27 protein-coding genes are annotated in these 26565 nt (G+C 43.3%); 2 read left to right on the plus strand and 25 right to left on the minus strand.

Features of this window, described 5'->3' with window-relative positions; all coding sequences use genetic code 11:
• Positions 1–52: 52 nt before the first annotated feature.
• Positions 53–1690 (minus strand): C40 family peptidase, encoded by a 1638-nt coding sequence (locus FFM78_RS05460; RefSeq protein WP_137637433.1) that lies wholly within the window; start codon positions 1688–1690, stop codon positions 53–55.
• 351 nt (positions 1691–2041) lie between these two features.
• On the opposite strand from FFM78_RS05460, the gene FFM78_RS05465 reads away from it, so the two are divergent.
• Positions 2042–2725 carry a metal-dependent transcriptional regulator gene (locus tag FFM78_RS05465; RefSeq protein ID WP_137637434.1) on the plus strand — a complete coding sequence of 228 codons (684 nt, stop codon included), beginning with the start codon at positions 2042–2044 and terminating at the stop codon, positions 2723–2725.
• Positions 2726–2743: 18 nt separating this feature from the next.
• Here FFM78_RS05465 and FFM78_RS05470 read toward each other — a convergent pair whose 3' ends face one another.
• The 12 genes from FFM78_RS05470 to racE all read right to left on the minus strand — a co-directional run bounded on the left by FFM78_RS05470 (position 2744) and on the right by racE (position 12462).
• Positions 2744–3229 (minus strand): S-ribosylhomocysteine lyase, encoded by a 486-nt coding sequence (locus FFM78_RS05470; protein ID WP_137637435.1) that lies wholly within the window; start codon positions 3227–3229, stop codon positions 2744–2746.
• 152 nt (positions 3230–3381) lie between these two features.
• Complete coding sequence (locus FFM78_RS05475; protein ID WP_137637436.1) at positions 3382–3954, minus strand: non-canonical purine NTP pyrophosphatase; 573 nt, start codon at positions 3952–3954, stop codon at positions 3382–3384.
• Positions 3947–5248, minus strand: a complete 1302-nt coding sequence (locus tag FFM78_RS05480; protein WP_137637437.1) for a bifunctional folylpolyglutamate synthase/dihydrofolate synthase — start codon at positions 5246–5248, stop codon at positions 3947–3949. Before FFM78_RS05480 ends, FFM78_RS05475 begins: the two co-directional genes overlap by 8 nt.
• Entirely contained in the window at positions 5248–5808 is a 561-nt protein-coding gene (gene folE / locus FFM78_RS05485; RefSeq protein WP_137637438.1) for a GTP cyclohydrolase I FolE, read from the minus strand. The genes FFM78_RS05480 and folE overlap by 1 nt, the downstream gene beginning before the upstream one ends.
• Positions 5805–6290: a 2-amino-4-hydroxy-6-hydroxymethyldihydropteridine diphosphokinase gene (folK, locus tag FFM78_RS05490; protein WP_137637439.1), complete on the minus strand. Its 486-nt coding sequence runs from the start codon at positions 6288–6290 to the stop codon at positions 5805–5807. The genes folE and folK overlap by 4 nt, the downstream gene beginning before the upstream one ends.
• Positions 6290–6649 (minus strand): dihydroneopterin aldolase, encoded by a 360-nt coding sequence (folB, locus tag FFM78_RS05495; protein WP_137637440.1) that lies wholly within the window; start codon positions 6647–6649, stop codon positions 6290–6292. The genes folK and folB overlap by 1 nt, the downstream gene beginning before the upstream one ends.
• Positions 6650–6659: 10 nt before the next feature.
• The gene (folP, locus tag FFM78_RS05500) at positions 6660–7760 is read right to left on the minus strand and encodes a dihydropteroate synthase (protein ID WP_137637441.1); all 1101 of its coding nucleotides are present in this window, start codon (positions 7758–7760) and stop codon (positions 6660–6662) included.
• A 128-nt stretch (positions 7761–7888) separates the two neighbouring features.
• Positions 7889–9028, minus strand: coding sequence for an N-acetyldiaminopimelate deacetylase (locus FFM78_RS05505; RefSeq protein WP_137637442.1), 1140 nt, complete (start codon positions 9026–9028; stop codon positions 7889–7891).
• A 14-nt stretch (positions 9029–9042) separates the two neighbouring features.
• Positions 9043–9753 (minus strand): 2,3,4,5-tetrahydropyridine-2,6-dicarboxylate N-acetyltransferase, encoded by a 711-nt coding sequence (gene dapD / locus FFM78_RS05510; protein ID WP_137637443.1) that lies wholly within the window; start codon positions 9751–9753, stop codon positions 9043–9045.
• 18 nt (positions 9754–9771) lie between these two features.
• Entirely contained in the window at positions 9772–10242 is a 471-nt protein-coding gene (cbpB, locus tag FFM78_RS05515; protein ID WP_137637444.1) for a cyclic-di-AMP-binding protein CbpB, read from the minus strand.
• Positions 10243–10277: 35 nt separating this feature from the next.
• Positions 10278–11633 carry a ribonuclease PH gene (gene rph, locus FFM78_RS05520; RefSeq protein ID WP_137637445.1) on the minus strand — a complete coding sequence of 452 codons (1356 nt, stop codon included), beginning with the start codon at positions 11631–11633 and terminating at the stop codon, positions 10278–10280.
• On the minus strand, positions 11620–12462 hold the full coding sequence (racE, locus tag FFM78_RS05525) for a glutamate racemase (protein ID WP_137637446.1): 843 nt from the start codon (positions 12460–12462) through the stop codon (positions 11620–11622). Before racE ends, rph begins: the two co-directional genes overlap by 14 nt.
• Before the next feature lie 255 nt (positions 12463–12717).
• Between racE and FFM78_RS05530 the strand changes: the two genes are divergently transcribed.
• The gene (locus tag FFM78_RS05530; protein ID WP_137637447.1) at positions 12718–13329 is read left to right on the plus strand and encodes a YslB family protein; all 612 of its coding nucleotides are present in this window, start codon (positions 12718–12720) and stop codon (positions 13327–13329) included.
• Positions 13330–13500: 171 nt separating this feature from the next.
• Here the strand turns inward: FFM78_RS05530 and trxA are convergent, their stop codons facing one another.
• The 12 genes from trxA to dinB form a co-directional block, all read right to left on the minus strand.
• A complete protein-coding gene (gene trxA / locus FFM78_RS05535) occupies positions 13501–13815 on the minus strand; it encodes a thioredoxin (RefSeq protein ID WP_137637448.1) in 315 nt (104 codons plus the stop codon).
• Between the two features lie 105 nt (positions 13816–13920).
• Complete coding sequence (locus FFM78_RS05540; RefSeq protein ID WP_137637449.1) at positions 13921–16278, minus strand: endonuclease MutS2; 2358 nt, start codon at positions 16276–16278, stop codon at positions 13921–13923.
• 195 nt (positions 16279–16473) lie between these two features.
• On the minus strand, positions 16474–17007 hold the full coding sequence (locus FFM78_RS05545) for a CvpA family protein (protein ID WP_137637450.1): 534 nt from the start codon (positions 17005–17007) through the stop codon (positions 16474–16476).
• Positions 17008–17034: 27 nt separating this feature from the next.
• A complete protein-coding gene (locus FFM78_RS05550; RefSeq protein WP_137637451.1) occupies positions 17035–17310 on the minus strand; it encodes a cell division protein ZapA in 276 nt (91 codons plus the stop codon).
• A 182-nt stretch (positions 17311–17492) separates the two neighbouring features.
• Positions 17493–17801, minus strand: coding sequence for a DUF1292 domain-containing protein (locus FFM78_RS05555; RefSeq protein WP_137637452.1), 309 nt, complete (start codon positions 17799–17801; stop codon positions 17493–17495).
• Between the two features lie 65 nt (positions 17802–17866).
• The gene (gene ruvX, locus FFM78_RS05560) at positions 17867–18295 is read right to left on the minus strand and encodes a Holliday junction resolvase RuvX (RefSeq protein ID WP_137637453.1); all 429 of its coding nucleotides are present in this window, start codon (positions 18293–18295) and stop codon (positions 17867–17869) included.
• Positions 18292–18552, minus strand: coding sequence for an IreB family regulatory phosphoprotein (locus tag FFM78_RS05565; RefSeq protein WP_137637454.1), 261 nt, complete (start codon positions 18550–18552; stop codon positions 18292–18294). Before FFM78_RS05565 ends, ruvX begins: the two co-directional genes overlap by 4 nt.
• Positions 18553–18670: 118 nt before the next feature.
• Entirely contained in the window at positions 18671–21313 is a 2643-nt protein-coding gene (alaS, locus tag FFM78_RS05570) for an alanine--tRNA ligase (RefSeq protein ID WP_137637455.1), read from the minus strand.
• 298 nt (positions 21314–21611) lie between these two features.
• A complete protein-coding gene (locus FFM78_RS05575) occupies positions 21612–22961 on the minus strand; it encodes a DEAD/DEAH box helicase (RefSeq protein WP_137637456.1) in 1350 nt (449 codons plus the stop codon).
• A gap of 11 nt (positions 22962–22972) precedes the next feature.
• On the minus strand, positions 22973–23926 hold the full coding sequence (locus tag FFM78_RS05580; protein WP_137637457.1) for a DHH family phosphoesterase: 954 nt from the start codon (positions 23924–23926) through the stop codon (positions 22973–22975).
• Positions 23927–23928: 2 nt separating this feature from the next.
• Positions 23929–25239 (minus strand): DRTGG domain-containing protein, encoded by a 1311-nt coding sequence (locus FFM78_RS05585; protein WP_137637458.1) that lies wholly within the window; start codon positions 25237–25239, stop codon positions 23929–23931.
• A gap of 91 nt (positions 25240–25330) precedes the next feature.
• Positions 25331–26467, minus strand: coding sequence for a DNA polymerase IV (dinB, locus tag FFM78_RS05590; protein ID WP_306438921.1), 1137 nt, complete (start codon positions 26465–26467; stop codon positions 25331–25333).
• Between the last annotated feature and the right edge of the window lie 98 nt (positions 26468–26565).

The raw sequence follows: 26565 nt of genomic DNA on the forward strand, positions 1-26565 counted from the left end.
GGAATACAAAAAAGCCTTGCGTAATCAAAACGCAAGGCTTTTACTTTAAAGTTTAATAGTTGATGTGTACACCAAATGATGGTTCAAAGTAGCTTGAGATCGTTGCAATTTTAACGGTCTCACCTGGCTCTGGTGCATTAACATACTGATTATTACCAATATATAAGGCAACATGATAGGTTGCGCCTGCACTACCCCAGAATACTAAGTCGCCGGCTTGTAATTGACTAATTGAAACCTTAGTTCCAGCACTTTCTTGTGCAGTTGTAACACGGCCGATCGAAACACCAGCCTTAGCTAAGGCCCACTGCGTCAAACCAGAGCAGTCGAAACCAACACCAGCTGTTTCGCCGCCCCAGACATAAGCAACGCCAATTTGTGATTCAGCAGCAGAGATCGCAGCCTGAGCACCAGTACCATAACTTGTACTTGTGCTGGCAGAACTACTCGTTGATGAACTAGTATTCGCGGTCGTTGTTTGTGCTGATGATGCCGCTGTGTTACTAGTAGATGCCTGACTAGTGGCAGCCGTACTTGTTTGTTGAACGGTTGCTTGACTAGCAGTAGCAGCATTGGCGCTAGCCGTAGCGGCTGACTTAGCAGCAGCGGTTGAAGCAGCATTTGCACTAGCCGTAGCAGCTGACTTGGCAGCAGCCGCCGAAGCAGCATTCGCGCTGGCGGTAGCAGCGGATTGGGCAGCAGCAGTTGAGGCAGCGTTCGCGCTGGCGGTAGCAGCCGACTGATTAGCCGCATTGGCACTGGCTGTGGCAGCTGACTTAGCGGCAGCAGTTGAAGCAGCATTCGCACTAGCTGTGGCAGCAGATTGGGCAGCAGCCTGAGCAGCGGCAGCGGAAGCAGCATTGGCGCTAGCCGTGGCAGCCGACTTAGCAGCAGCTTGGCTAGCAGCATTCGCACTAGCTGTGGCAGCGGATTGGGCAGCAGTTTGCTGAGCAACCTTAACTTGGGCTACAGATGCAGCAGCGGCAGAAGCAGCATTGGCGCTAGCTGTAGCGGCCGATTTAGCAGCGGCAGTTGAAGCAGCGTTGGCACTAGCCGTATCCGTGCTGGTAGCCGTACTAGCAGCACTAACTGGTGTTGTAGCAGCCGTACTAGTAGCTTGCAAATTAGTGCTTGCAACTGGTGTCAAACCAGCCAAGCTAGTATTGTTGTATGCAACATAGGCACTTGGTACCCAAGCGTTGGTGCCAATCTGATACCAAGTAATATTACCAACTTGAACCTTATTAGTAGTGGTTTTGGTTTGACCATAAACCATGTATTGGCCACTTGCCTGACCACTTGTTGGTGACGTCCAAATAGTAATGGCACCATCTTTATAATTACCAGTTACCGTATCACTAGTCTTAGCGGCAACCTTTTCAGTTGCGGCAGCTTTGAAATATTTAGCGGGTACCCATTCATCGTTACCGATTTGATACCATTTTTCACCATAAACTTGTTTAGTTGCTTGAATTTTAACTGATTGACCTTTAGTTAAATAGCGGGTTGGTTGCTGACCAGTCGACGGATTGTCCCAAACAGTAGTTGCACCACTTTGATAAGTAACTTCAGCCGTTTGCGCAGCCTGTGCTTGTTGAGCCCCTGCTAAAGTGGCACCGGCTAAACCGACAACACCAGCAGCCAAGTATGTAGATAAATGACTTTTAGACTTTGATTTCGCTTTTGACATATAACAGCCTCCTTGTTATGCCTAGATTAGGATAGTGCGTTTCGTCACTATATGATCTAAACTGGGAACAACTTGGGTCCCCGAACTTTCGAACTTTAGTATACCGTACTTTAATAAAAATTTACAGTATTTATCGCTTTATACTGAATTTGTAATCTATTTGTGATGAAAAAAGTCATGAAAGAGCCATTGTTAGCAGCCAATTTGAAAAAGCGATGACTGCACAATGAAAAAGCCAAATAAGCTTGGATGCACATTTTTAGTTTTACTGTTACCAATAAAGAAAGTGCGTTATAATGATGAAAGTTGATTTATACGGTAAAAACTTGCTACAGGAGCGTGATAACGTCAATGACGCCGATCAAGGAAGATTATTTAAAAATTATTTTTGAGCTAGGCGGCGCAAAAAAGGAAGTCTCAAATAAACAGATTTCATTAGCCTTAGGAATTGCCGCTGGCTCAGTCACCGAGATGGTCAACAAACTTAAAAAAGAAAAATTGGTGACACATAGGCCTTATCATGATATTGCTTTGACAAAGGCTGGATTAGATCAAGCAATTTTACTGATCCGCAAACATCGCCTCTGGGAAACTTTTCTTGCTACTGATTTGGCTTTTGCCCTGGCAGATGTTCATCCTGAAGCTGAGGTTTTAGAACATGTGACTAGCCCTAAATTGCTAGCTCGGCTCGATAAATTTCTTAATTATCCAAAACATTGTCCTCATGGTGGCGTCATTCCTGATCAAGACGGTCACTTTCAAGAAGAAAGCTATACCGTCTTAGCACAAATTCCTGATGGTCAAACGGTGACGATTGAACGTTTCATTGATGATCACGATCTATTGACCTATTTAGCGGATATCCAGCTAGCTTTAGAAACACAAGTCATTGTGATCAAGCATGAACCCTTTGACGGTCCAATCAGTGTTGCCACTCCTGCTGGCCAAGAATTTAATATTAGCTTTAAGGCCGCCCACAATATTTTCGTCACTGATGAAAATGGCGCCTCACTAGAGCAAAATAAAAAAGCGTGAGTATCACGCTTTTTTATTTTACAATGATTTTTCAACGACATGGCGTTCAAATGGATCTGAACTAATTCCTTCTTCAAGAATCTTCTTGCACCATTCTTTAGCGGAGAACAAAGAGTGATCACGGTAATTACCACAACTCGTGATGTCGGTACCCTGAACATCATCCCACGTTGTTGGACCAGCAATGAATTCCAACGAGCCCTTCAAAGCAGCAGCAACATCTTCTGGCTTATGGCGACCCCATAAGATCAAATGGAAGCCTGTCCGACAACCAAATGGTGAACAGTCGATCACACCGTCTAAACGGTCACGCAACAAACCAGCCAGCATATGTTCGATCGTATGTAACCCAGCAGTTGGAATCGCATTTTCGTTAGGTTGAACTAACCGCAGATCGTAGTTCTGAATTTCATCACCTTTAGCACCAGATTCCGTTGTAATTAAGCGAACATAGGGTGCTTTTACTTTAGTATGGTCTAAAGTAAAACTTTCAACTTTTGCCATTTCCGATTCCTCCAATTAATTAATTGCGTAAAAATGCGCTAAATCCATTGTACTGCTAACCAGACCTTTTGGAAAATTACTAATTTAATTATTGCTTGAACGCGCTTAAAAAATCAGCACGGCCATAAACAATACTTTTAGAAAATAAGCGCCTAAATTTGTTGCATCAAGGCCGCTACTGCCCGTCCTCGCTGACTATAATGTGCTCGCTGAAGCGCCGGTAACTCGGCCAAAGTAGCACCTAACTCCGGAATATACACTAAGCGATCAAACCCGCCACTTAACTGCCCTTGCTCTTGTAGGGCCACCTGAGCTGTCAGGCTTCCATGGGCGCGTACTAGGCGGTGCCCGATTTGAAGGACTAAATAACTGTGCAACGTGATTTGACGCTGTGGATTATCACGCAGCCGCGCCAGCAAATAGGTATTGGCCGCTACTGCTTGTCGCGCTAAAGTACGGCCAGTATAAACACCAAATTCATTGGGAAAGGCAGCTAAATCAATTCCGGAATCATCACCTAGTACTGGTAATGACGTTAAAACCGCTACCTGAGCAGCCTTACTGGTTGCATTTTGCCAATAATCGCCACCTTCAAGCCCAAAAGGTATTGGTGCTAGTTGACTAGTGTAGCCCTGCAAGGAAATCGAATACTGGGCAAATAGTTGCTGCAACTCCGCCAATTTTCCCGCATTATGTGACGCCAGCAAAATCGGTTGCTCAAGCATCTGGCAGCAACTCCTTCACTAAATAAAAAGAGCCAGTGACCACAATTAGATCTTGACTTGACGTCTGCTGTCGTGCAAGATGTAACGCCTGCTTGGGTTCAGGTTGAACTTTGATGATCAATTGCGGCGCTAACTGATGACAGACGGCCGCCAATTCAGCGGCCGGCAAAGCCCGCTGCGGATTATTAGGTGTTGTGATCACAACTTGCTGGGCTTGAGGTAGTAACAAAGTCAACATTTGCTGGTAATTCTTATCGCGCAACATCCCCAAAACCAAAGTCAAGCAGCGTTGAGGTCGTAAGCGCCGTAAAGTTGCTGTTAAAGCCTGAACACCATCGGGATTATGAGCACCATCAAGCAAAACCATGGGATGCTGACCAATCACTTGCAAACGACCAGGTAGAACGACCTTAGTCAAAGCCTGTCGGATAACTGCAGGCGCTAAAGTTATTTGTTGCTGCAAGGCAGCCACCGCGGTTAAAACAGTTACTAAATTAGCCACTTGAAATTCCCCTGCCAAACTTAATTTAAGGTGGTGCCAATCAAATAATTCACACTTCAAACTGACCGTGATACCCGTCAAACTAAAACCTTCGATTTGCGTCGTCAAATGTTGTGCCTGCCACCAAGTAGCGTGATTTTGCTGTGCGGCTTGCTGTAAAACGTGCTCTGCTGCGGTAGCTTGCTGTGGGTAACTCACTACCGGTACCGTTGGCCGCATAATTTTGCTTTTGGTGGTAGCAATCGCCGTTAGCGTATTACCCAACAAGGCCATATGATCATACGCAATTTTGGTGAAAATAACTAAATTAGGCCGTTCCAAAGCATTGGTAGCATCAAATTCGCCACCTAAACCAGTTTCGATCACTGCCCAATCAATCTGTTGTCGGCGAAAATACACCATCGCCAATACAAAATACCATTCAAATTCAGACAAAGCTGCTGGCTGTAATTTTAGTTGTGCTAAAGCCTGCTTAACTTGGACAAAGACCGCTAAAAAATCAGCAGCAGGCAACGCCCGACCATCAATCGTAATTTGTTCCAATGGACCACGTAAGGAGGGGCTCATAAACGCTCCGCTACGGTACCCGGCTGTAGTCAAAATAGTCCGTAACATTTGCGTAGTTGAGCCCTTGCCGTTAGTCCCTGCAATATGAATAATTTTAAACGTTTCTTCAGGATGGTCTAATTGAGCTAAAACCTGGCGTAACAAACCGACACGATCGCCGATTTCGTAAAGCATTCCTTGGGTCATTTCTGCCTGCGCGGCTTGAACCTGTGCTTGTATTGTCATCAGCGTAACCGCCGCTCAAATTCGGCGATTCGCCCTGGATCATTTAGATCGCCGGTAAACCGAGTTGTCACCGTTTGACTACCTGTTTTTTGGATTCCCCGCATCTCCATACACATGTGGCGGGCCTGTAATTCGACAGCGATTCCCTTAGGTTGCAAAATTCGCTGCAGTTCATCAACTAACTGCGAAGTCAGTCGTTCCTGAACATTAGGTTTGTGCGCGACATAATCGACTAAACGCGCAATTTTACTCAAACCAATGATCTGACCACCAGCCGGTAAATAAGCAATATGGGCAGTTCCAAAAAACGGTAATAAGTGATGCTCACACATGGAGTAGAAGGGAATATCCTTAACGACCACCATTTCCGTTTGGCTGTCGGTTTGAAATAACTTATAGTTAGTAAATTCAGGTTCCTGTAACGAGCTGAAAACTTCAGCATACATTCGGGCAACCCGTTCTGGTGTTTCCAATAAACCAGCGCGTTGCGGATCTTCACCGACAGCAATCAAGATTTGTCTAACGGCCGCTGCGATTTGTTGTTTCTGTTCATCATTCATAAACGCTCATCCTTAATTTTGGTTACCCGCTGAGCGGCTGGTAACGCCTGTAATAATTTTTTGACTTGTTGTCTTTTTTCCCCGGTCGTTATTTCTAGTAATGGCACTAATACAAAAGCGCGCCGGGCCATTTCTGGGTGCGGCAGAGTCAATTCAGCTGTTTGACTAACCACATCATCGTACCACAAAATATCCAAGTCGATCGTGCGCGGTCCCCAATGAACTAAGCGCCGGCGCTTTTGAGCCTGTTCAATGGTGTGAATCCGTTGCAATAATGCTAACGCCGTTAACTCGGTTTCCAAATAAACCGCACAATTATAAAAATCATCTTGGACTACCCCACCAACTGGTGCCGTTTCATAAATACTGGAAATACGCACGACCTGAATCTGCGGATCGGCCTGTAAAGCCGTAATGGCCTGCTGTAGCTGAACCTGACGATTTCCAATATTGGACCCAATACTTAAATAAGCCTGATGCATCAACGGCTCACCTGCACTTCAATTTCAACATTGTCAAAAATGCCGGCGATCGGCACACTATATTTGCGTACGCGTAATTGAACTTTTTCCACCAAATGATACTGCGCCAAAATAGTTTGGCTGATTTGATTTGCCAAACTTTCAATTAATTGATATTGCCGCGTTTTGGCAATCTCAGTGATCGTTGTGTAAACTTCAGCATAACTCACAGTTTGGCTTAATTTATCTTGAGTTCCCAACGTTTCGATTGGTACCGTCAACGCAACGTCAATTTCCAGGCGCTGCCCTAACCGATTTTCTTCTGGTAAAACCCCATTGTAAGTATAGACCTGAATATTATTAATTTTGATCAATCCCATTATTATCCCCCTAACAGCTGAAACTGCGCTTGATTTTATCAATAATACCTAGAGTATAACGCGTTTCAGCAATATCGTGGGCCCGCATAAAATTAACATCCAGTCCAACCGAATTAGCAAAAATCGCCATAGTGGGAACCAAGCGTTCTTCAACTGGTAAATTTAGTAGGGTGCCAATAAACCCCTTACGCGATGGCGCGATCAGGGTTGCGACGCCTAGATCATTAAATCGATCCAATTCCCGTAATAACGTATACTCCTGCTCATAATTTTTACCATAAACTGAGCCCAAACCAACATCGATCATAATTTGTTGCTGTTGGATTCCATACTGCCCAGCAAAATCAATAGCTGTCGCAAAGTAATCGTGAATGTTTTGCACTAAATCACTATAATGATCACCAATCTGTGTGTGCATGATCACTAATCCTGCATCGACTGCAGCGATGGCTTCTAGGATTCGCGGATCATCTTGCAACGCGTGCACATTGTTAATAATATCCGCACCAGCCGCCAATACCCCTTGAACGACTTCATATTTATAAGTATCGACTGCGATCGGTATGTCGATCACCGGCCGAATTGCTTTTAGAACTGGGATCACCCGCGCTAATTCTTCGACCGCAGTTAACTCCTGGTAACCTTTACGGGTTGACTGCCCACCTAATTCTAAAACGTCCGCACCTTGGGCCACCATTTCCTGTGCTCGCTTAATTGCCGCAGCTGGGGTAAAATACCGGCCACCATCGTAAAATGAATCATCTGTAATATTTAAAATTCCGTAGACCTGAGTTTTATCTTGGGTAGCCAGGCGATAATGCCGTGCCTGGAATAAATGACTTTGCTGTAGGCTGACGGCAACAGCACGTAAAGCAGCTAGATAATCAGTCGTCTCAACAATGGTTGGTACCCATTTATCCAAGTTCAATAAACTATATTTGTCGACGATCAGTGTTTGCGCAGATAAATAAGTGATCTGCAAGGCGCGATTGATCTGCTGTGCCGCCGACGTTTTTGGTAGATCCTCATCCGCCGCTAACAAGATCAAAGTTGGTTTAAATAATTGCGCTGGTAAGGTTGTCGTTGCCAGCGATTGTTGTGTAAGTCGCACACTTCTCCCCCCAATTATTAAATTGATTAGCCCAATCTTACCCAGAAAAAACGGAAGCGTCAATAAAATATCCTAATACACCTTATGGTAACAAAAAAAGGAGCAAAAACTGCTCCTTAAAAGTCATGTTACACTTCTGCATCACGTTTTTTAAAATACGTGGTCATGGCGTAGATACCCTTTTCGATTGCGCCAACATGGGGTGCCAAATGTTCTGAATGTAGTTGGTAAGGTTGATCCACGCCTAACCAAAACATGGTCCCATGAATTTTAGAAATCAAAAAGCCAAAATCTTCACCCGTCATGGCAGGTTCCGTCTCAACATATTCAATTGCCGGATCAGCCTGCATCGTCTGAATGAAAGCCGCTGTCGTTTTAGGATCATTTTCTACTGGGTAGTAGCCGCCTTGATGTAAGTCAAGGGCGACTTGGCAATCATAACTTAATGCAATACCTTCCGCAATGGTCCGTACACGTTGTTGGATATGTTGATTCATTACCTGAGTCAACGCCCGAATCGTGCCATCAATTTGAGCACTACCACTGATTACATTGCCGATCGTGCCGGCATGAAATTGGCCTAAAGTGACCACACCGCTTTCAATTGGATCAACATTGCGGCTAACAATGGTTTGAATTTGATTAACGAATTGCGCACCAGCCACCACCATATCGTTGGCTAGATGGGGATACGCCGCGTGACCGCTTTTACCGCTGAAATGAGCATGGATCTCACAAGTCCCAGCAAATAAAGTTCCTTGGCGACAACCAATCGCACCAGTGGGTAATTGGGGATTAATGTGTAAACCATAAAATTCATCTGGCCGCCACTCATCTAAGGCACCCATTTCGTAAAGACGTTTACCGCCGCTGGCATTCTCCTCAGCCGGTTGGAATAGGAATAACAAATTATTTTTCGGTTGCTGCTGAGCAAAATAATCCAGTAGACCTAAAGCAACCGTCATATGGATATCATGACCACAAGCGTGCATCATCCCCGGATGTTTAGACGCAAATGGTAATCCTGTTTGTTCTTGAACCGGCAATGCGTCAATATCAGTTCGCCAGCCTAGCGTTTTGTGCGGTGCACGACCACTGACCAAAACTAAAGTTGCGGTTGCAATCTTTTTGACAGTCAACCAAGTCTGCGGCAATTTTGTAATCACACTTAACAAATAAGCCTGCGTTTCAAACTCTTGTAACCCAATCTCTGGAATCTGGTGTAAATCTTGATAAATTTTTGTTAGTTCATCCGTTGTCATTGTCATTTAATAGCCTCGGCTTATAACTGACGCAAAGCATCAAGAATTTCCGTTTTACTACGCGTTTTATCATCAATATCCTTGATCTTACGGGCAGGAACGCCGGCAACAACAGTATGTGGGTCAACATCTTTTGTAACGATCGCACCTGCCGCAACAACGGCGCCTTTACCGATTCGAACGCCTTCAAGAACAACCGCATTGGCACCGATCAAAACATCATCTTCAACCACAACTGGTTGCGCTGAAGGTGGTTCAACTACACCGGCTAATACTGCACCAGCACCGATATGGGCATTTTTACCCACCGTTGCGCGGCCGCCGAGAACGGCGCCCATGTCGATCATTGATCCTTCACCGATCACCGCACCAATATTGATTACTGCGCCCATCATAACCACCGCGTTATCATGGATCTCAACTTGATCACGAATAAAAGCGCCGGGTTCAATTCGCGCGTTAAATTGCTTTAAATCAACCATTGGTACTGCTGAATTACGCGCTGCGTTTTCAACATGGTATTCACTGATTGCTTTTTGATTTGCAGTCAGGAAGGGAGCTACGTCTGCCCAATCACCAAATAATACACCACTATGGGCCTCAAAAAAGGTTTGAATCGAACTAGGAATCGTCAATTGATCTAAGTGCCCCTTCACATAAACCTTAACTGGGGTCTTCTTCTTTGCCTCACTAATGAAACGGATGATTTCTTTTGCATCCAAATCACGCACGCACCTCTCCATAATTTATCATTTTTCACTCTCATTTAGCGGATAAACCTGATCAAAATTATGGGCTAAGTAATTCATACTTTTCATAATTTCCCGCCGCGTCACAATGCCCGTAAAATCACCTTCGTGACTAACTACCGGTAGAAACGGATTATCCACTAATAAATGTAATATTAACTCAATATCGTATGGGTTTTCAACCGTTGGAACGTTTTTTTCGCAAACATCGCCGACACAAAGCTGATTTAATTGACTTAAATCAAAGTCATCACGGCCTAGCATGGTTTCCGTGATCATCGGTAACGAAATTAAACCAATAAATTTTGAATCATTGGCTAAAACCGGAATTTTGGCGTAGCGTACCTTGGTCAGCACTAAAAACGCATGATTTAAATTATTATCCACTTGCACATTAGCAACTTTTTCAGCTGGAATTAAAAAGTGAGCTTTATTTTGTAATAGTATGTCCACAATTGGTTGACTGATCAATACAGCATCCCCCTTTTCAGAGTCGTTTAAGTCGTTTATTTCTGGTTAAGCCAGTCACGCCATACTTTTTCCAAGTGACGTAAAGCATTTCCACGATGGCTGACTTGATTTTTTTCTGCTTCAGTTAATTCAGCTAAACTTTTATTCAATGCAGGCACTAAGAACAATGGATCGTAACCAAACCCATTATCCCCCCGCGGTATGCCTAGAATAACCCCCTTAACTTCTCCTTCGACTACTAGATCTTTGGTTGGTTGGTTCGGTTTAGCAAAAACTAAAGTGGTGTGAAAAGTAGCATTCCGCTTTTCTTGTGGCACACCGGATAATTCAAATAAAAGTTTGGCGTTGTTGGCCGCATCGTTATGGTCCCCAGCGTAGCGCGCCGAATAAATTCCCGGCCGCCCATGTAAGGCCGCAACCTGCAGGCCCGAATCATCAGCCAGAACGGGGAGATTCAATATTTGTGCAATCTTATCGGCCTTAAGCCGGGCATTTTCTTCAAAGGTTTTACCCGTTTCCTCAATTTCTGGTAAATCAGGAAAATCTTTAAGGGTTTTGACCCGAAGCCTATCCGCCGCAAACATAGCCTGAAATTCCCGCGCCTTACCTGCATTACGAGTGGCGATCACCACCGTATTGCTAATGTCGCTGGTATCGTAAGGATGTTGTAATTTATCAAATTGGTAGCGCTGTGCAGTGATCAATTGTTCAATTCCTTTAGTGCCTAAATATAACAATTCATTGAGCTGACTACCAGAAAAAGTCGCTTCTTCACCAGTTCCCTGCAGCTCAATAAATTCACCTTGGCCAGTCATCACAATATTCATATCCACTGCCGCATGTTGATCTTCAGCGGCATCTAGATCCAACACCGGACCAATTTCTGGTAAAATACCCACACTGATCGCGGCCAAATCGTCTTTCAAAGGATTCTCCGGCAAAACTTGCGCGGTCACTAAATTAGTTAAAGCCAACTTCAAAGCAAAAAAAGCACCGGTAATACTTGCTGTACGGGTGCCACCATCGGCCTGGATCACGTCACAATCAGCAACTAATGACCGGGGGCCTAACTTATCCAAATCCACCACTGCCCGTAAAGCACGACCAATTAAGCGCTGAATTTCAATTGTGCGGCCTGTTTGGCGCCCTTTTGTGGCTTCGCGCCGCGTTCGTTCCTTGGTCGCTCGTGGTAACATACTGTATTCAGCACTGATCCAGCCTTTATCTGTCCCGCGTAAAAACGGTGGTTGGCTATTTTCAACACTAACATTACAAATAACTTTGGTTGCCCCTAAGGTCACTAAAACGGAGCCTTCTGGGTTTTTTAAGTAGTTAGCAGTAAATTCGAAGGGACGTAATTCAGCGTTATCCCGATTGTTATTTCTTTGCATGCTTAACCTCACTATTTTTAATTAAATCCGCTAATTCAACATGGCGCACATCTAAATTCTTCAACTCCAACCAATCACCAGCAATTTGTTGAAACATGGCTGGATTGCCAGTGGTATAAAATTCATGTTGGGGCTGCCGCACCGGCGCCGTTAATTGATCAAAGTTTAAAATTGCTGAGACTTGATTAACTGTTTCCGCTCCGGAATCAATCAAAGTCACCTGATCACCAATTCGATTTTGAATCAAGTGGCGGATCAATGGATAATGTGTACAGCCTAAAATTAAGGTGTCAATACCAGTGTTATCAAAGGCATTTAACGATTCAGCCACTACTTTTTTAGCAACTGCAGATTTATATTCATTACTTTCCACCAAGGGCACAAACTTCGGGCAAGCGACGCCAGTAACCTTGACCTGTGGTACCTGCTGGTGGATGGCCCGGGGATAAGCCTGACTTTTGATCGTACCAATAGTACCGATCACACCAATATTTCTATTTTGAGTTGCTTTAATGGCCGCCTGGCTACCAGCCACGATCACACCGATCACAGGAATGGCTAAAGCCGCCTGAATTTCTGGTAAGGCCGCAGCAGTCGCTGTATTGCAGGCAATCACAATCATTTTAACATTTTTACTGAGCAAAAAATTAGTCATCTGCCAAGTAAATGTTTTGACCTGGGCCGCTGGTCGTGGTCCATAAGGATTACGCGCTGTATCACCAATAAAAATAACTTGCTCATTTGGTAATTGCCGTAACGCCTCTTTCACCACCGTCAGGCCACCCACGCCTGAATCCATATAGCCGATACCTTGTTTTACACTCACCATTTATTCCTTCCTCTTTCTGCGTAAAATAGTTAATCACCTAAACTCACAGGCTGGTTGAGACTACCGCCATAACTACTTAACTAAAACTGACTTGATCCGCAAATTGCTGACCTACATATGATTTTCACCTTTTTTATAATTAAGTTCAAGTAAATCGACAGCGTTATCTAATTTTTAATAATTATTTGCCGGATGCCCACTAGGCTAATTATTTTTGCTATAATGAGAGGGAAGAAAAATGAGGTGATCAGGCTTATGCCAGAGAATCATTATGAAAGTTTATTACGGGCAGTGTCTAAGCCGGAAACATTAGGCTACGAGTTACTCCGCGATATTTTGCTACCTGATCTATTGGGCCAAGAAGCTCCGGGTATCTTATATTGGGCTGGTAAGGATCTTGCTCGTCGCTTACCTTTAAGTCAGTTGGCAGATCTACCAACTTTTTTTACCCAATTTAATTTTGGCGATTTAACCCTTAGTCAACAAGTTAAAAATCGTTATATTTATCAACTAAGTGGCCCGCAGATCGAACGACGACAAAAGGCCTTCAGTAACGCTGATTTTCAATTAGAAACTGGTTTTGTTGCTCAACAAATTCAGCAATTGACCCAAACAATCGCCGAAGGACAACTTGAATTCGATCATAATCAAATTACGATCATCATCCAAACCGACCATACTGATGTTCCTCTAGAAAATAGTCATGAGCAGCCCATTCAGCTACATCATTTTGGTGATGCTGATGAAGCAACGCCGCCTAAAGAAGACACAGCGGCACCAACATCCGAAGTTGGCCCCACACCAGTCGCTGACTTAATGCCAAAGCGGACGCAACGTCATAAACGTAGCTGGTTTGGCCGCAATTAGAGATCAGATCACTCATCAGAGTTGATCTGTTTTTTTATTATCTAAAGATAAATCACAACAGCAATGCTAAGACTATCCTTAACGTGAAACAATTATAATATAACTAAAAGACCGCAGCAAAAAAATTGCCGCGGTCTTTTATATCACTAAACTAGTCAAATTCATTATGAATTAAGCAGTGTATTGTTTTAATACTTGATCTAACTGATCCTTGCTATGGTAGCCGACAAGTGTTTCAACCACTTCACCATCTTTTTTCAATAAAAGAGTTGGGATACTCATGATACCAAAGCTTTGGGCCGTTGCTGGGTTAGCATCAACGTCCATTTTAGTGAATTTAACTTCACCGTCATAATCTTCCGCTAATTGTTCAACAACAGGCGATTGCATCCGACAAGGACCACACCAAGTTGCCCAAAAATCAGTTAAAACAACGCCCGTACCAGTTTCTTGTTTAAAATCTTGATCAGTAATCGCTTGTACCATTATTACTACCCCCTCTGATTTATGTTTAATTCTAGCAGAAAACGACTTGAACAACAAACAAACTGCTTACTTAAAATTAGTCTAACGTCATCCATTAACCACTGATCATTTAAAAGTAACTACAGTTGCACCGTCTCCACCAGCATTAGCCGGCGCAAATTCATATTTCTTAACTTGCCGATTAGTCTTTAAATAATTAGTAATCCCTTGGCGGAGCGCACCTGTTCCTTTACCATGAACAATAGTTACTTGACCATAACCTGCTAATAAAGCAGAATCAATATATTGATCGACATCTGCTAAAGCATCCTCGTAGCGCTCACCACGTAAATCAAGCGTTGAACTAACGTGGTTACCTATATGAACAGTTGCAAATTGCCGCTGCGGCTTTTCTTCCGGCACACCCTTAGTTTTTTCTAGATCGGTGACGGCTACCTTCATTTTGAGAATCCCCAATTGAACTTCCCAGTGCTTTTTATCTAATTGATTAAGCAAAACACCATGTTGTCCGTACGTGGTGACGATCACGTCATCCCCGACTTTTAGCGCTTGGCGTCTTTTTTCATGTTGTAAGACCTTATTCTTAGCTAAAGACTTCTCTTGTTTTAAGTCAGCTAAGCCAGTTTTGGCCGCAATCAACTCATGCTCTTTAACGGTTTGTTGGTGGTGCTTTTGCATCTGTCGCAAGTCATTAATAATGCGCTCGCTTTCTTTTTGTGCGTGCGCCACGATCTGATTAGCCTGATCCTTAGCCTTATCTAACTGTTGTTCCCGAGCAGTGACAAACTCAGTACTGGCGCTAGCCAATTCGTCATGTAATGTGGTGGCTGCGGCCAATAATTTTTTGGCCTTTTGGCGTTCATTTTCCGCTGCCTTACGTTGTGCTTCCAGGTCACTGATCATATTATTCAGATCCTGGCTATCAGCAGTGATCAGACCTTCTGCCTGTGCAACGATGGTCGCGCTTAGGCCTAACCGAGCCGCAATTTCAAAAGCATTTGACCGTCCTGGAATACCAATCAACAACCGATAAGTTGGTTGTAAGGTTTGGACATCGAATTCCATGCTAGCATTGATGGTTCCCGGCCGATTATAACCATAAGCTTTTAATTCTGGATAATGCGTTGTCGCCAATACATAACTGTTCGTTGTGCCTAACTGGTCCAAAATTGCGATTGCTAAAGCAGCCCCCTCTTGAGGATCAGTACCGGCGCCAAGTTCATCGATCAAAATTAAGCTATGATCGTCGACTTGAGCCAAGATCGACACAATATTTGCCATATGGCCGGAAAAAGTACTCAAATTCTGCTCGATTGATTGTTCATCACCAATATCAGCAAAAATGTTGTCAAAAACGCCAACCTGACTTTCTTCAGCCACCGGAATAAATAACCCCGCCTGGGCCATCAATTGCAAAATACCCACAGTTTTTAACGTGATCGTTTTCCCACCAGTGTTTGGACCGGTAATGATCATCGCCCGATAATCTTTGCCTAAAATAATATCGTTGGCAACTACTTTAGCCGGATCGATCAACGGATGACGTGCTTGCCGTAAATACACCTCATTGTTCAAATTCAATAGCGGCTCCGTGGCCTTTATTGCCTTAGCATACCGTGCCTTAGCATTAATAAAGTCAAGCCGTCCTAAAATCGTCGCGTTAGCTGTAATTTCATTTTGATACGGCGCGATCGCCGCAGATAATTCAGCTAAAACCCGTTGAATTTCCTGTTGTTCTTCCAATTGGCGCTGGCGTAAACGATTATTCAGCGCCATCACACTTTGTGGTTCAATGAATAACGTTAAGCCACTAGCACTCTGATCGTGAACAACACCACCAAAATGACTACGATATTCTTGTTTAACTGGGATCACATAGCGATCATTCCGGATAGTGATAATTGGATCACTTAAATATTTAGCGCTGTTGCCACGTGTATATCCCGTCATTTTCGCGCGAATATCGCCTTCCAATTGATGGATACCATTCCGAATTCCCTTTAACTTAACGGAAGCATCATCGGTAACGTGACCATCTTCTTCCAAAGACAAACGCAACCGTTTAGTTAATTCAGGTAGTGTGACTAACTGAGCTTGGATTTGATCAACTTGCCGCAAAGTGATCTCTTCATCGGCAAATTCGACAAAAAATTGTTCCACTGCATTGGCGGCTCGCAGCACCCGACCAATTTCCGCTAATTCACTACCATTTAAAGTCCCGCCAATAGCTAGACGCTGCATATGCGCAGCAACGCTAGTCAGTTTAGGAATCGGAATCGGACCCTTCAACCGCAAAATATCGGCGCCGTCCTTTGTTTCATCTAATTGTTGCTGAATCTGCGTACTGTCAGTCAATGGTTTTAGCGCTTCAATCTGTGTTTGTCCCATCGCCGACACAATATACTGTTGTAATGCTTGTTTGATTTTAGCAAACTCTAAAATCGCTAAAATTTTTGAATTCAAAGTAGGCCTCCTTGCTCGTACCTAGTTAAAACGTAAAAAGAAGATAGCCTGCCAGCAGCCTATCTTCCACTAAAATGTGTCGCAAAGGGTATTTTCTCCTGATAACCACCATTTCCAAGTAGCGGTTGCAAGCCACTAATTGCTAGTTAAGATATCAACCCGATTGAACAAATTAAGTCTTACCCTAAGATTAACTTAAATTGCCTGTAACCACCAATGAATTGCTGGAATGGGAGTAAATCGGACCATCCCCTGTGCTAATAATGAGTGTTTTAATAATGATTGAATCCCAGCACCTGGAATTAAAGCTAATACGGTCAACAATAGAAAAATACCGACATAGACAGTGAGTAATGACAAAACCCCACCACCGATCGTGCTTTGTCGCTGTGGCAGCGGATAAAAAGTCAGCCGCTGCAATAAAACCGCGACGAACCGCGTCACTAGCCAACCAAAAAATAAAATCAACATAAAGGCGATCGCGGCGTAAAAAGCATTATCTAATTCTAAACCAACTTTGTGACTAAAGAAAGTAAATTGACTGGCTTCGGTGGCTGACTGATAAGGAATCAATAGCGTCAATTTTGGTGCTGTATGTAAATAGCCTAGTCGAGCAATAATAAATGCAATCAAATAACCAAGCGTATAAACGCCCTGCATGACTAAGCCTCTTCGCGTACCTGCATAATAAGCATAGGCTAAAAAGATTATAATTATAAATGATAACATTAGTTTCCTCTTCGCTTTTGTTCGAAATTAATTCTGTGCCGCTAATTGTTGTTTAAGCTGCTCATTTTCTTTTTCCAAGCGTTCGAGCTTGGTTTGCAATCTTAACTGATCGGAAACGGTATTAATTGCTAATAAAACCGCGGCCTGCTCATCATCTAGGGTCGTTGCTAATGACTTAATCTGCGTTAACTCGTCATTAACTAACTGGGTCACTGCCTGAATATGTGCATCAGAAGCATTCCCGATAATAATGTAAGTTTTACCGTCGATCACAACCTTAAAGCGTCGTTTCTGCTCTGCCATCTAACGCCCCTCCTTTTTAAATTTTAATTGGCTTGACTTCATTAAAGTAATTCAACGCATTTTATTTTAGCATGAAAAAACACAAATAAACAGCGCTTTAAGAAAATGTTAGAATCCCATTGCCTGTTGTTAAGCAAAAAGGATCGATACAAATTTTCATTTGCATCGATCCTCGTTAAAACTTAATTCTGGTCGTCATCGGCTAAGAAGGTATTGAGTACTTCTTCAACCATATCCCATTCAGCATCGGATTCAATTGGATAAAGGTCGCCTTCAGCGGGATCACCTTTGTCATTAGTCTTGTACGAAAAAGCTTGGATATCCACGTCTTCGTCTTCCGGAGTACCTGCTGGATATAATAAAACGTAGGACTTGCCATAATCTTCAGAATCAAACGTAAAAAGGATCTCGTATAATTCCTCGTTACCATTTTCATCTACCAAAGTAATTTGTCGTTCGTCCTCATTTTGAGGCATTTGTTTATCAGCCATGTCAATCTCCTTAAGGTTAATCTTGGCCCGTAAAGCATCCCTCATAGTCGGCAATCTACCGTTCCTTAACGATTGGCCTCACGATCCAGAAAATTCTGTAAAATCATTACTGCTGCTAGTTTATCAATTACTTTCTTGCGCTTTTTACGTGACGTATTAGCTTGACTGATCAGCATCCGCTCCGCTTCAACGGTAGTTAAACGCTCATCAATAAATTGAACTGGCAAACCAAAAGTTGCTGTCAGCAAACGCCCATATGCTTGCGAAGCTTCTGCTCGTGGACCCAAAGAATTATCCATATTTTTCGGTAAGCCAACCACAAAATCGGTCACACTATATTCAGTCACTAATTCTTTGACCCGCTTAATTCCAAATTCTTCGGCAGCTTCGTTGATCCGAATGATCTCAACGCCTTGAGCCGTCCAACCCAGTAAGTCGCTAACCGCGACACCTACTGTTTTCGAACCGACATCTAAGCCTAGGTAACGCTTCATGGGCGATCCTTTTTCAAGTAATTCCGTACTAACTCTTCAATGATTTCGTCACGTTCGTGCTTGCGAATCAGGTTACGCGCATCATTATAACGCGGGATGTATGCTGGGTCACCAGATAATAAGTAGCCCACGATCTGATTAATTGGATTGTATCCTTTTTCTTCTAATGCTTGATAAACCGTTTCTAAGGTCTGATGTACGTTTTTAGGCTGTTCGCGCCCAAAATCGAAACTAACCGTTTTATCTAATGAACTCACCTCAAACACCTCACCCTTCTCACAAATCTCTCATACCAGTACTATTTATCGTTTTTATCAAGAATACCTGTCTTGACTTCAATCTACATTCTACTAGAAAAGCCGTGGAGATACAATTTTATTTTCCTTGCAGGAAGGTTTGTGCAGCTTGCAAGGCGTCCGCTAAACCAGCTGGATTTTTACCACCGGCCTGCGCCATATCAGGACGACCGCCACCACCGCCACCAACTTTAGGGGCAATTGCTTTGATCAGATCACCTGCTTTGATACCTTTAGTAATACCCGCTTTAGTGACAGCAGCAATTAAATTAACTTTTGACCCAACGATCGTACCTAAAACCAAAACGTCAGAAACGGTCTGCTGTTTCCAATCATCAGCCAATTGGCGTAGTTGATTCATGTCAGCCACCTTCACTTGTTCGGCTACTAGAGTAACGTCATTAATGGTCTGCACATTTTGGAAAATATTAGCAGCTTGTTGCTGTGCAGCCTTAGCCTGTAAGCTTTCGATTTGCTTATTAGCCTGTTTAACTTGATCCTGCAGTTGTTCAACTTTAGTCACCACATTTTGTAACTGTGCAGTTTTAACCAAATCGGCTGTTTCTTGTAACCACGTTTCCCGTTGTTCCAAATAAGCGAAGGCATCTTTACCGGTAACTGCTTCGACCCGCCGAACACCAGCACCGATTCCAGTTTCACCTGTAAACTTAAATAGACCTAATTCGGCTGTGTTACTGGCGTGAGTGCCACCGTCAAATTCTTTGGAATAATCACCAATGGAAACGACCCGCACTTCTTTACCATACTTTTCAGTAAAAATAGCGATCGCGCCCATTTTTTTCGCCGTTTCAATGTCAGTAACTACCCAACTGATCGGTAAGGCTGCCCAAATTTTAGCATTAACGATCTGTTCGATCCGCTTTAGTTCTTCTGGACTAGTTTGTCCTGCATGTGTAAAGTCAAACCGTAAATAATTAGGTTCAACTAATGAACCAGCCTGATGAACGTGTTCACCTAGAACATCCCGCAAGGCCTGATCCAACAAATGAGTCGCCGTATGATTACGCGAAACCGCCTGACGGAAAGCTGGATCAACTTTTAGTTGATAGGTTTGCCCCTTGACTAAAGGCGCCAAAACGTTGACCGTATGCAAATTCTGTCCATTAGGGGCATGTTGGACATCAGTCACTTCAGCAACAGATTTGCCAGTAGCATCTAAAATCAAACCATGGTCGGCAACTTGACCCCCCATTTCCGCATAAAATGGCGTTTCATCAAAGATCAATTGCGCCTCACCTGTGCGGACCTGATCAACTAACTGATCGGCAACCACTACTAACTCAAGCTTAGCCGCAGTCTTCTCTAAATGATCCCAGCCAATGAATTTACTTGGAACTTTAACGTCCAGCAACAGACCACTTTGAACACCCATACCGTTGTCTTGATTCCGGGCAGCCCGAGCACGTGCTTTTTGTTGTTGCATTTCGGCATTGAAGCCAGCCTCATCCACTGCTAAACCTTCATCCGCTGCATATTCTTTAGTCAAGTCAAAGGGAAAACCAAATGTATCGAATAACATAAAGACAGTTTTACCGGATAACGTTTTTTTAGCAGCCTGTCTAGCCAATTTAATTTGCTTATCCAATAATTTCAACCCGTCGGTCAGCGTATTGTTGAAACGATCTTCTTCTGACTTGATAATCTTAGCAATATAATCCTTTTGCGCTAATATTTCGGGATAATAACTTTCCATAATTTGGCCCACCACTGGAACCAACTGGTACAAGAAGGCCTGATCGATGCCTAATTTTTTACCATGTACCGTCGCGCGCCGAATTAAACGTCGTAAAACATAACCACGCCCTTCATTAGAAGGAAGCGCCCCATCACCGATCGCAAAAGTAACTGCCCGTGCATGGTCTGCAATCACTTTGAAAGAAACATCGCTGGTTTTATTTACACCATAATGTTTGCCGGCACTCATTTTCTCAGTTGCTTGAATAAGTGGCATAAATAAATCAGTTTCAAAATTGGTTTTAGTCTCTTGAACAACCGAAACCAACCGTTCCAACCCCATACCAGTATCAATATTTTTATGCGGTAATGGCTCATAAGTGCCATCCGGTTTGTGGTTAAATTCAGAAAAAACAATATTCCAGATCTCTAAATAGCGTTCATTTTCGCCGCCAGGATAATTTTGTGGATCATCTACCGCCACGTTATTGAACTTTTGTCCCCGGTCATAGAAAATTTCGGAATCGGGACCACTGGGACCTTCACCAATATCCCAAAAGTTATCTTCATCTTCTAAAATATGATCGGCCTGCACCCCAGTTTTAAGCCAAAGTTCCTTTGCCACTTTGTCTTCTGGATAAACAGTTATATAAAGCTTTGCCGGATCAAACGCCATCCATTTAGAACTTGTCATAAATTCCCAAGCCCACGGAATTGCTTCTTTTTTGAAATAATCCCCTACGGAAAAATTACCAAGCATTTCAAATAGCGTTTGGTGACGTGCCGTTTTACCAACATTTTCAATATCATTAGTTCGAATACTTTTTTGAGAGCTAGTCAAACGCGGATTTTCAGGTACAACACGGCCCTCAAAGTACTTTTTCATTGTCGCAACGCCAGAATTGATCCATAACAAGCTGGGATCATCGACTGGAACTAAAGATGCGGATGGCTCGATTGAATGGCCTTTTGATTTAAAGAAATCAAGGTACATCTGCCGAATTTGACTACTGGATAGTTTTTTCATAAGAACCTCTTTCTTGGATACATGATATAAAAGACCATATAAAAACACCGTTGCTTTTCAAGGACGCCTTAGCGCGGTACCACCTTGATTGCAACGATGTCATCGTTCCCTCTCAAACTCGATAACGCCGAGTCAGCGAATACGACAGGGAGCATCACTAATAGTTATGTCGCTATGCTCACAGTCAAGGCATAACTTCCTGGAGACACGCTACCATCAGGACATATCCGGTCTAGATTGATTTTCTGCAATTATTATAATCATCTGACGTAAAACTGTCAACTGACCCTATGCGTTATTAACGGTGATCTTCGCGATTCTTTTGTCGCTGTTGCCGCATATCTTCGCGCTGCTTGATCCGCCGTTTTTGCCGTTCATCCTTTTGGATCGCCGCACGAATTCGTTTCTTGTAACCTGGTTTATGCTGTTTTTTCTGCTTTTTGACCAGCCCAACCATAGTTGGTTCAAGCGCCTGCTTTGTTTTTTCTCGTTTTGCACGGCGATTACGATCGTAGCCCGTGACAAGTTCACCATTTTTGAATTGTTTAGGGGCAAACTTAATACCTAATTTTTCCAGTTCGGAAATTTCTTTTTCTTGGCCTGGTTCGTACAAGGTAATAGCGATCCCTGAAAGACCGTTACGACCCGTACGGCCAACACGGTGAATAAAGAATTCCTGGTCGGCTGGTAATTCAGTGTTGATAACGTGAGAGATACCGGCAATATCAATTCCGCGTGCCGCTAGATCAGTGGCGACAACATATTGAAAATCTAAGTTTTGAATTTGACGCATGGTTTTTTTACGATCACGTGGTGACAAACTACCAGAAATTTTGGCCACTTTTAGCCCTTGTTGGCCTAAATAAGTCGCAATTTCATCCACGCGTTTTTTAGTATTAGCAAAAATCAAGGCCAAATACGGGTTACAACTTTTAGCCAGTTGATAAATCAACTGATTTTTATCTTTACCTTGCGTGGAAACCAACCAGTTACTGATCGTGGGACTGATCACTGTAGCCGTTGGAATTTCTTCAATAAGTGGGGCATTCATGTACTTACGTAAAAATGGCTCCAATTTTTGCGGAATCGTTGCGGAGAAAACCAGCATTTGCAAATCAGCCGGGAAAGTCGCCGCAATTTTATCAATATCGTTTAAGAAACCCATATCCAACGTCATATCAGCCTCATCAACAACAAACGTTTTGGCGGTGAAACTCTTCAATGCCTGATTCGCAATCAGGTCACGGATACGACCTGGTGTACCGATCACGATCTGGGGTTGGTGATGATGTAACTTTTCAATTTGCCGTTGTTTATCGGTACCACCAACATAATTTTGCATGTGGATCGGGTCAGGACTAAATTGAGCGATCTGCTCGGCTGCTTGATAGATCTGCTCCGCTAACTCCCGACTAGGTGCCGTGATCACGACTTGCACTTCATGATCCTTTTCTCGTAATTGATTAAAAATCGGCAATAAGAAAGCATGGGTTTTACCACTACCAGTTTGTGACTGACCAACCACACTCTTTCCCGTTGCAATCAAAGGAATAATTTTTTCTTGAACTGGCGTTGGTTGATAAAAATGAATCGCTGCTAACGCCTGTAAAATGTAGGGCTTCAATTTGAAGTCTTTAAATGTGCTCATAACTACCTCTTCTATTTATTATTTTGGGCGATTTGATCAAGTTCATGAATAATTGTCTGTACTTCCGCATCACTGTAAGCCCGCGCACCGCTTGCTAGAGGATGCCCGCCACCATCATGGGCTTTAGCCAACTCATTGATAATGGGGCCCTTAGAACGTAAGTGTACACGATAATTGTCTGGTGCTTGCTCCACTAGCACACTCCAAACTGTAACCGCCGCAATTTTACCAGGTAACGAAACCACCGCATGCGCCTGAGCAACACTGACCTTCAAAGCAGCCAAAGTAGCGGTTGACAATACAACGTAGGCAGCCCCACTAGGTAGAATCGTCATATGCTCGAGTACATAAGCAGATAACCGTGCCTGTTCTGGTGTTAACGTATCTAAATTGCGATTGATCAAGCTAGCATCAAAATCCGCCTTGATCAATTCAGCAGCAACATTCAAGGTATGCGGACTAGTGTTGGCAAACATGAAACGACCAGTATCACCGACCAGTCCAGCGTACAATAAACGTGCTGCAGCCGTTGACAATTGTAATTCAGCCGTACTTGCCTGCAGATCAAAAATTAATTCAGAAGTACTGGAAGCCGCAGCAGCGACTAATTGAATATCACCATAAGCATCGTCGTTAGGATGATGGTCAATTTTAATCAGTTTTTGACCTTGATCAAAACGCTGGTCGTCAATTCTTGGTCTATTTGCCGTATCGGTAACGATCACCAAGGCTTGCTGATAAGTCGCATCACTGACCACTTGCATTTTAGCTAGCCAGTCAAGACCTTCAGGATCAGTACCAACTACGTAAACCTTTTTCTCCGGAAAACTAGCACGAATAATTTCTGCTAAACCAACTTGAGAACCTAAAGCGTCTGGATCTGCTTTTTCATGACGATGAATAATAATCGTGTTAAAGGCCTTGATCTGACCAATAATTTGTTGCTGTAAGTCTAATTTTTGCATACCTATTCTCCTCGCTGTCCTTCTAATAATTGGCAAATCACGATGGCTTTAGCAACTAATCCGCTAGGTTGCTGAATATTTACATCTAATTTAGCTGAGTGGCGGCCACTTTCCATAATTACCGGCATAATCGTTAATTCAGTATCTACTTGAATTAAACGTAAATAATGTAGATCAACTTGATCAATTGTTGACGGCCGGCCTAATATCGTCACTAACAAGCGCTGGCAAGCATTAACCACCAATTCGCTTAATACACCAAAAGAAATCGTTCCTAATTGATTTACCATTTGTGGTGTGACCACTAACCGATATGCGGCCGTTTCCGTTTTTTGTAAACGCCCGATCACTTGATCATAAAAAGTGTCATGTTGAATGGCCACATAATGATTATCTAAAGTTGCCATGACGTCCTGCCGACCGATCACGCCTACCAAGTGTAAGCGTTTATCGACAACAGGAAGCAACTCATACCCATCATAAACCATCATATGACTAACACTAGCCAAACTAGTTGTTTCATTAGCAGTTGCCGGTGTGACCGTCATTATTTTATCTAATGTAGTTTGATCACTATAGTCCAGAATATCTTTATTAGTGATCATACCCACTAACTGTAAATTTTGAGTGACCACCGGAAAACGAGTATGCTTACTGCTGCGATTTAAATTTTTATAATCAGCCACCGTTTGCCGACTGAATAAATAACTGGTCTGGCCTAAAGTAATATAAGCATCTGTAACGGTAGCAATTTTGTGCTTAATAGTCTGATCAGTTAGCGCCTGATTGATCAGCGTCGCAACGGTATAGGTATCAAATGGCGTCATCAAAACCGGTAAGGTCTTCTGTTCAGCCAAGGCAATAATTTCAGAAGTAGTTCCTAAGCCGCCGGTAATCAATACTGCAGCTCCATGGGTCAATGCTAAGCGTTGAATTTCCTCCCGATTACCAACAATGACCAACGAATTTGGCGTAATGTAGGAAACCATGTGCTCACCCGTCATTGCGCCAATCAAAAAACGCTGCAATACTTTGTTTAACCCGGCCTTACCGCCGAGCACTACCCCATTGATAACTTGCAACAAAGCTTGGTAGGTCAGGGTGGCCAACTGAGCTGGTGGCACTTGATCGATTCGGACCGTACCTACCCGCTCAATAGTCGAAACCAGCCCACGATTTTCTGCTGCTTTAATGGCTTGATAAGCAGTGCCTTCACTGATCGCTAACTGACGTGCCAAGCCGCGAACTGAAATTCGCGAACCAATCCTTAGCGCCTTGATGTACTGTACACCCTGCTCTCGCTTCGCTGCCATCATGCTACCTCCGTAAGTTGGCCTTCTGCGCCCATAATCGAACTCAAGTATACCGGTTTTCCAGCGGAATTACAAAGCACCTATAAGAAGCTTATTTCGGTTGTGAAGGCTTAAACAGCGGCAAACTAATTTCTTCAAATGACAATGGATCTAAAGTGGTGATGGTAATACCCAGTAACCGGATACCTTGATTTAAATCGCCAAAATCATCCCACAATTGTTGTGCATAATAATAAATTGTACTGGCAGCGGCAACGTAATCACTTAAGGTCAGCCGCTTAGTCACCGTTTCAAAGTCACTATTGCGCACCTTCAAAACAATCGTTTTACCATGCTTTTGCGCCTTAGCCAAGTTGGCCGCTACACCACGGGCCAACCCACGCAATTGCGCACTGACCTGGTCATCGGTTCGCAATGGCCGACCAAAGGTTTCCTCACGTCCCACCGATTTACGCTGACGCTGATATTCAACCGGTCGTAAATCAACGCCGTGTACATGGCGGTAAAGCCGATCACCCATTTTGCCAAAGCGTTGGATCAGTTCTAGTTCATCAAGCTTTTGTAGATCGGCACCTGTATAAATATCTAATTCATGCAGTTTAGGCACGGTCTTTTTACCGACACCATGAAACTTTTCAATTGGTAGATCACGTAAAAAGGTTAATGCCTGTTCTGGCATAATCACAGTTGTCCCGGCTGGTTTTCGGTAATCAGAAGCCATTTTAGCTAAAAATTTATTATAGGAAACGCCAGTTGAACTGGTTAATCGTGTTACTTGCTTGATTTCTGCCTGAATTTGCCGCGCTAATAAAACTGAACTAGCAAGATCAATTTTATTAGCCGTTACATCTAAATAAGCTTCGTCCAAGGCCACATATTCAATCACATCCGTATATTGTTTAAAAATGGCGTGAACTTGTCCCGAAACTCGCCGGTAAAGATCAAAATCTGGGCGTTTAAAAATGGCCTTAGGACAAAGCTCCAGTGCCTTTTGTGCGGCCATTGCGGAATGAACACCGAATTGTCGGGCCGCGTAATTCGCGGTGGTCACCACCCCTTTACCGCCATTATCACTGGGATCACGGGCAATAATCAATGGTTTGCCAATAAATTCAGGATGTTCACGTTCTTCGATCGATGCATAAAAAGCATCCATATCGACATGAATAATTTTACGCGTAAGATCATTAGTTAAGGGAATTTGTAAAATACCTAAATTTGTGTCCACAATGATAACCTCCATCCCTTTTCGTATTTACTAAGTTCTTTATTGTACTGCAAGGTTTACTTATTAGGCTAGTATTTATTACAGACCACAAAAAAGCT

Origin of the sequence: Loigolactobacillus binensis, assembly GCF_005405165.1 — a bacterium.
Lineage (GTDB): Bacteria > Bacillota > Bacilli > Lactobacillales > Lactobacillaceae > Loigolactobacillus > Loigolactobacillus binensis.

Coding starts and splice junctions, on each gene's coding strand:
- folE (WP_137637438.1), bottom strand. CDS start 5,808: ATGAATGATGAACAGAAACAACAAATCGCAGCGGCCGTTAGACAAATC.
- racE (WP_137637446.1), bottom strand. CDS start 12,462: ATGGTGAGTGTAAAACAAGGTATCGGCTATATGGATTCAGGCGTGGGT.
- FFM78_RS05465 (WP_137637434.1), top strand. CDS start 2,042: ATGACGCCGATCAAGGAAGATTATTTAAAAATTATTTTTGAGCTAGGC.
- FFM78_RS05480 (WP_137637437.1), bottom strand. CDS start 5,248: ATGACAATACAAGCACAGGTTCAAGCCGCGCAGGCAGAAATGACCCAA.
- FFM78_RS05505 (WP_137637442.1), bottom strand. CDS start 9,028: ATGACAATGACAACGGATGAACTAACAAAAATTTATCAAGATTTACAC.
- FFM78_RS05470 (WP_137637435.1), bottom strand. CDS start 3,229: ATGGCAAAAGTTGAAAGTTTTACTTTAGACCATACTAAAGTAAAAGCA.
- FFM78_RS05575 (WP_137637456.1), bottom strand. CDS start 22,961: ATGAGCACATTTAAAGACTTCAAATTGAAGCCCTACATTTTACAGGCG.
- FFM78_RS05550 (WP_137637451.1), bottom strand. CDS start 17,310: ATGGCAGAGCAGAAACGACGCTTTAAGGTTGTGATCGACGGTAAAACT.
- alaS (WP_137637455.1), bottom strand. CDS start 21,313: ATGAAAAAACTATCCAGTAGTCAAATTCGGCAGATGTACCTTGATTTC.
- ruvX (WP_137637453.1), bottom strand. CDS start 18,295: ATGAAGCGTTACCTAGGCTTAGATGTCGGTTCGAAAACAGTAGGTGTC.
- FFM78_RS05580 (WP_137637457.1), bottom strand. CDS start 23,926: ATGCAAAAATTAGACTTACAGCAACAAATTATTGGTCAGATCAAGGCC.
- FFM78_RS05585 (WP_137637458.1), bottom strand. CDS start 25,239: ATGGCAGCGAAGCGAGAGCAGGGTGTACAGTACATCAAGGCGCTAAGG.
- folK (WP_137637439.1), bottom strand. CDS start 6,290: ATGCATCAGGCTTATTTAAGTATTGGGTCCAATATTGGAAATCGTCAG.
- folB (WP_137637440.1), bottom strand. CDS start 6,649: ATGGGATTGATCAAAATTAATAATATTCAGGTCTATACTTACAATGGG.
- FFM78_RS05460 (WP_137637433.1), bottom strand. CDS start 1,690: ATGTCAAAAGCGAAATCAAAGTCTAAAAGTCATTTATCTACATACTTG.
- FFM78_RS05530 (WP_137637447.1), top strand. CDS start 12,718: ATGCCAGAGAATCATTATGAAAGTTTATTACGGGCAGTGTCTAAGCCG.
- trxA (WP_137637448.1), bottom strand. CDS start 13,815: ATGGTACAAGCGATTACTGATCAAGATTTTAAACAAGAAACTGGTACG.
- FFM78_RS05555 (WP_137637452.1), bottom strand. CDS start 17,801: ATGGCTGATAAACAAATGCCTCAAAATGAGGACGAACGACAAATTACT.
- FFM78_RS05475 (WP_137637436.1), bottom strand. CDS start 3,954: ATGCTTGAGCAACCGATTTTGCTGGCGTCACATAATGCGGGAAAATTG.
- FFM78_RS05545 (WP_137637450.1), bottom strand. CDS start 17,007: ATGTTATCATTTATAATTATAATCTTTTTAGCCTATGCTTATTATGCA.
- rph (WP_137637445.1), bottom strand. CDS start 11,633: ATGCAAAGAAATAACAATCGGGATAACGCTGAATTACGTCCCTTCGAA.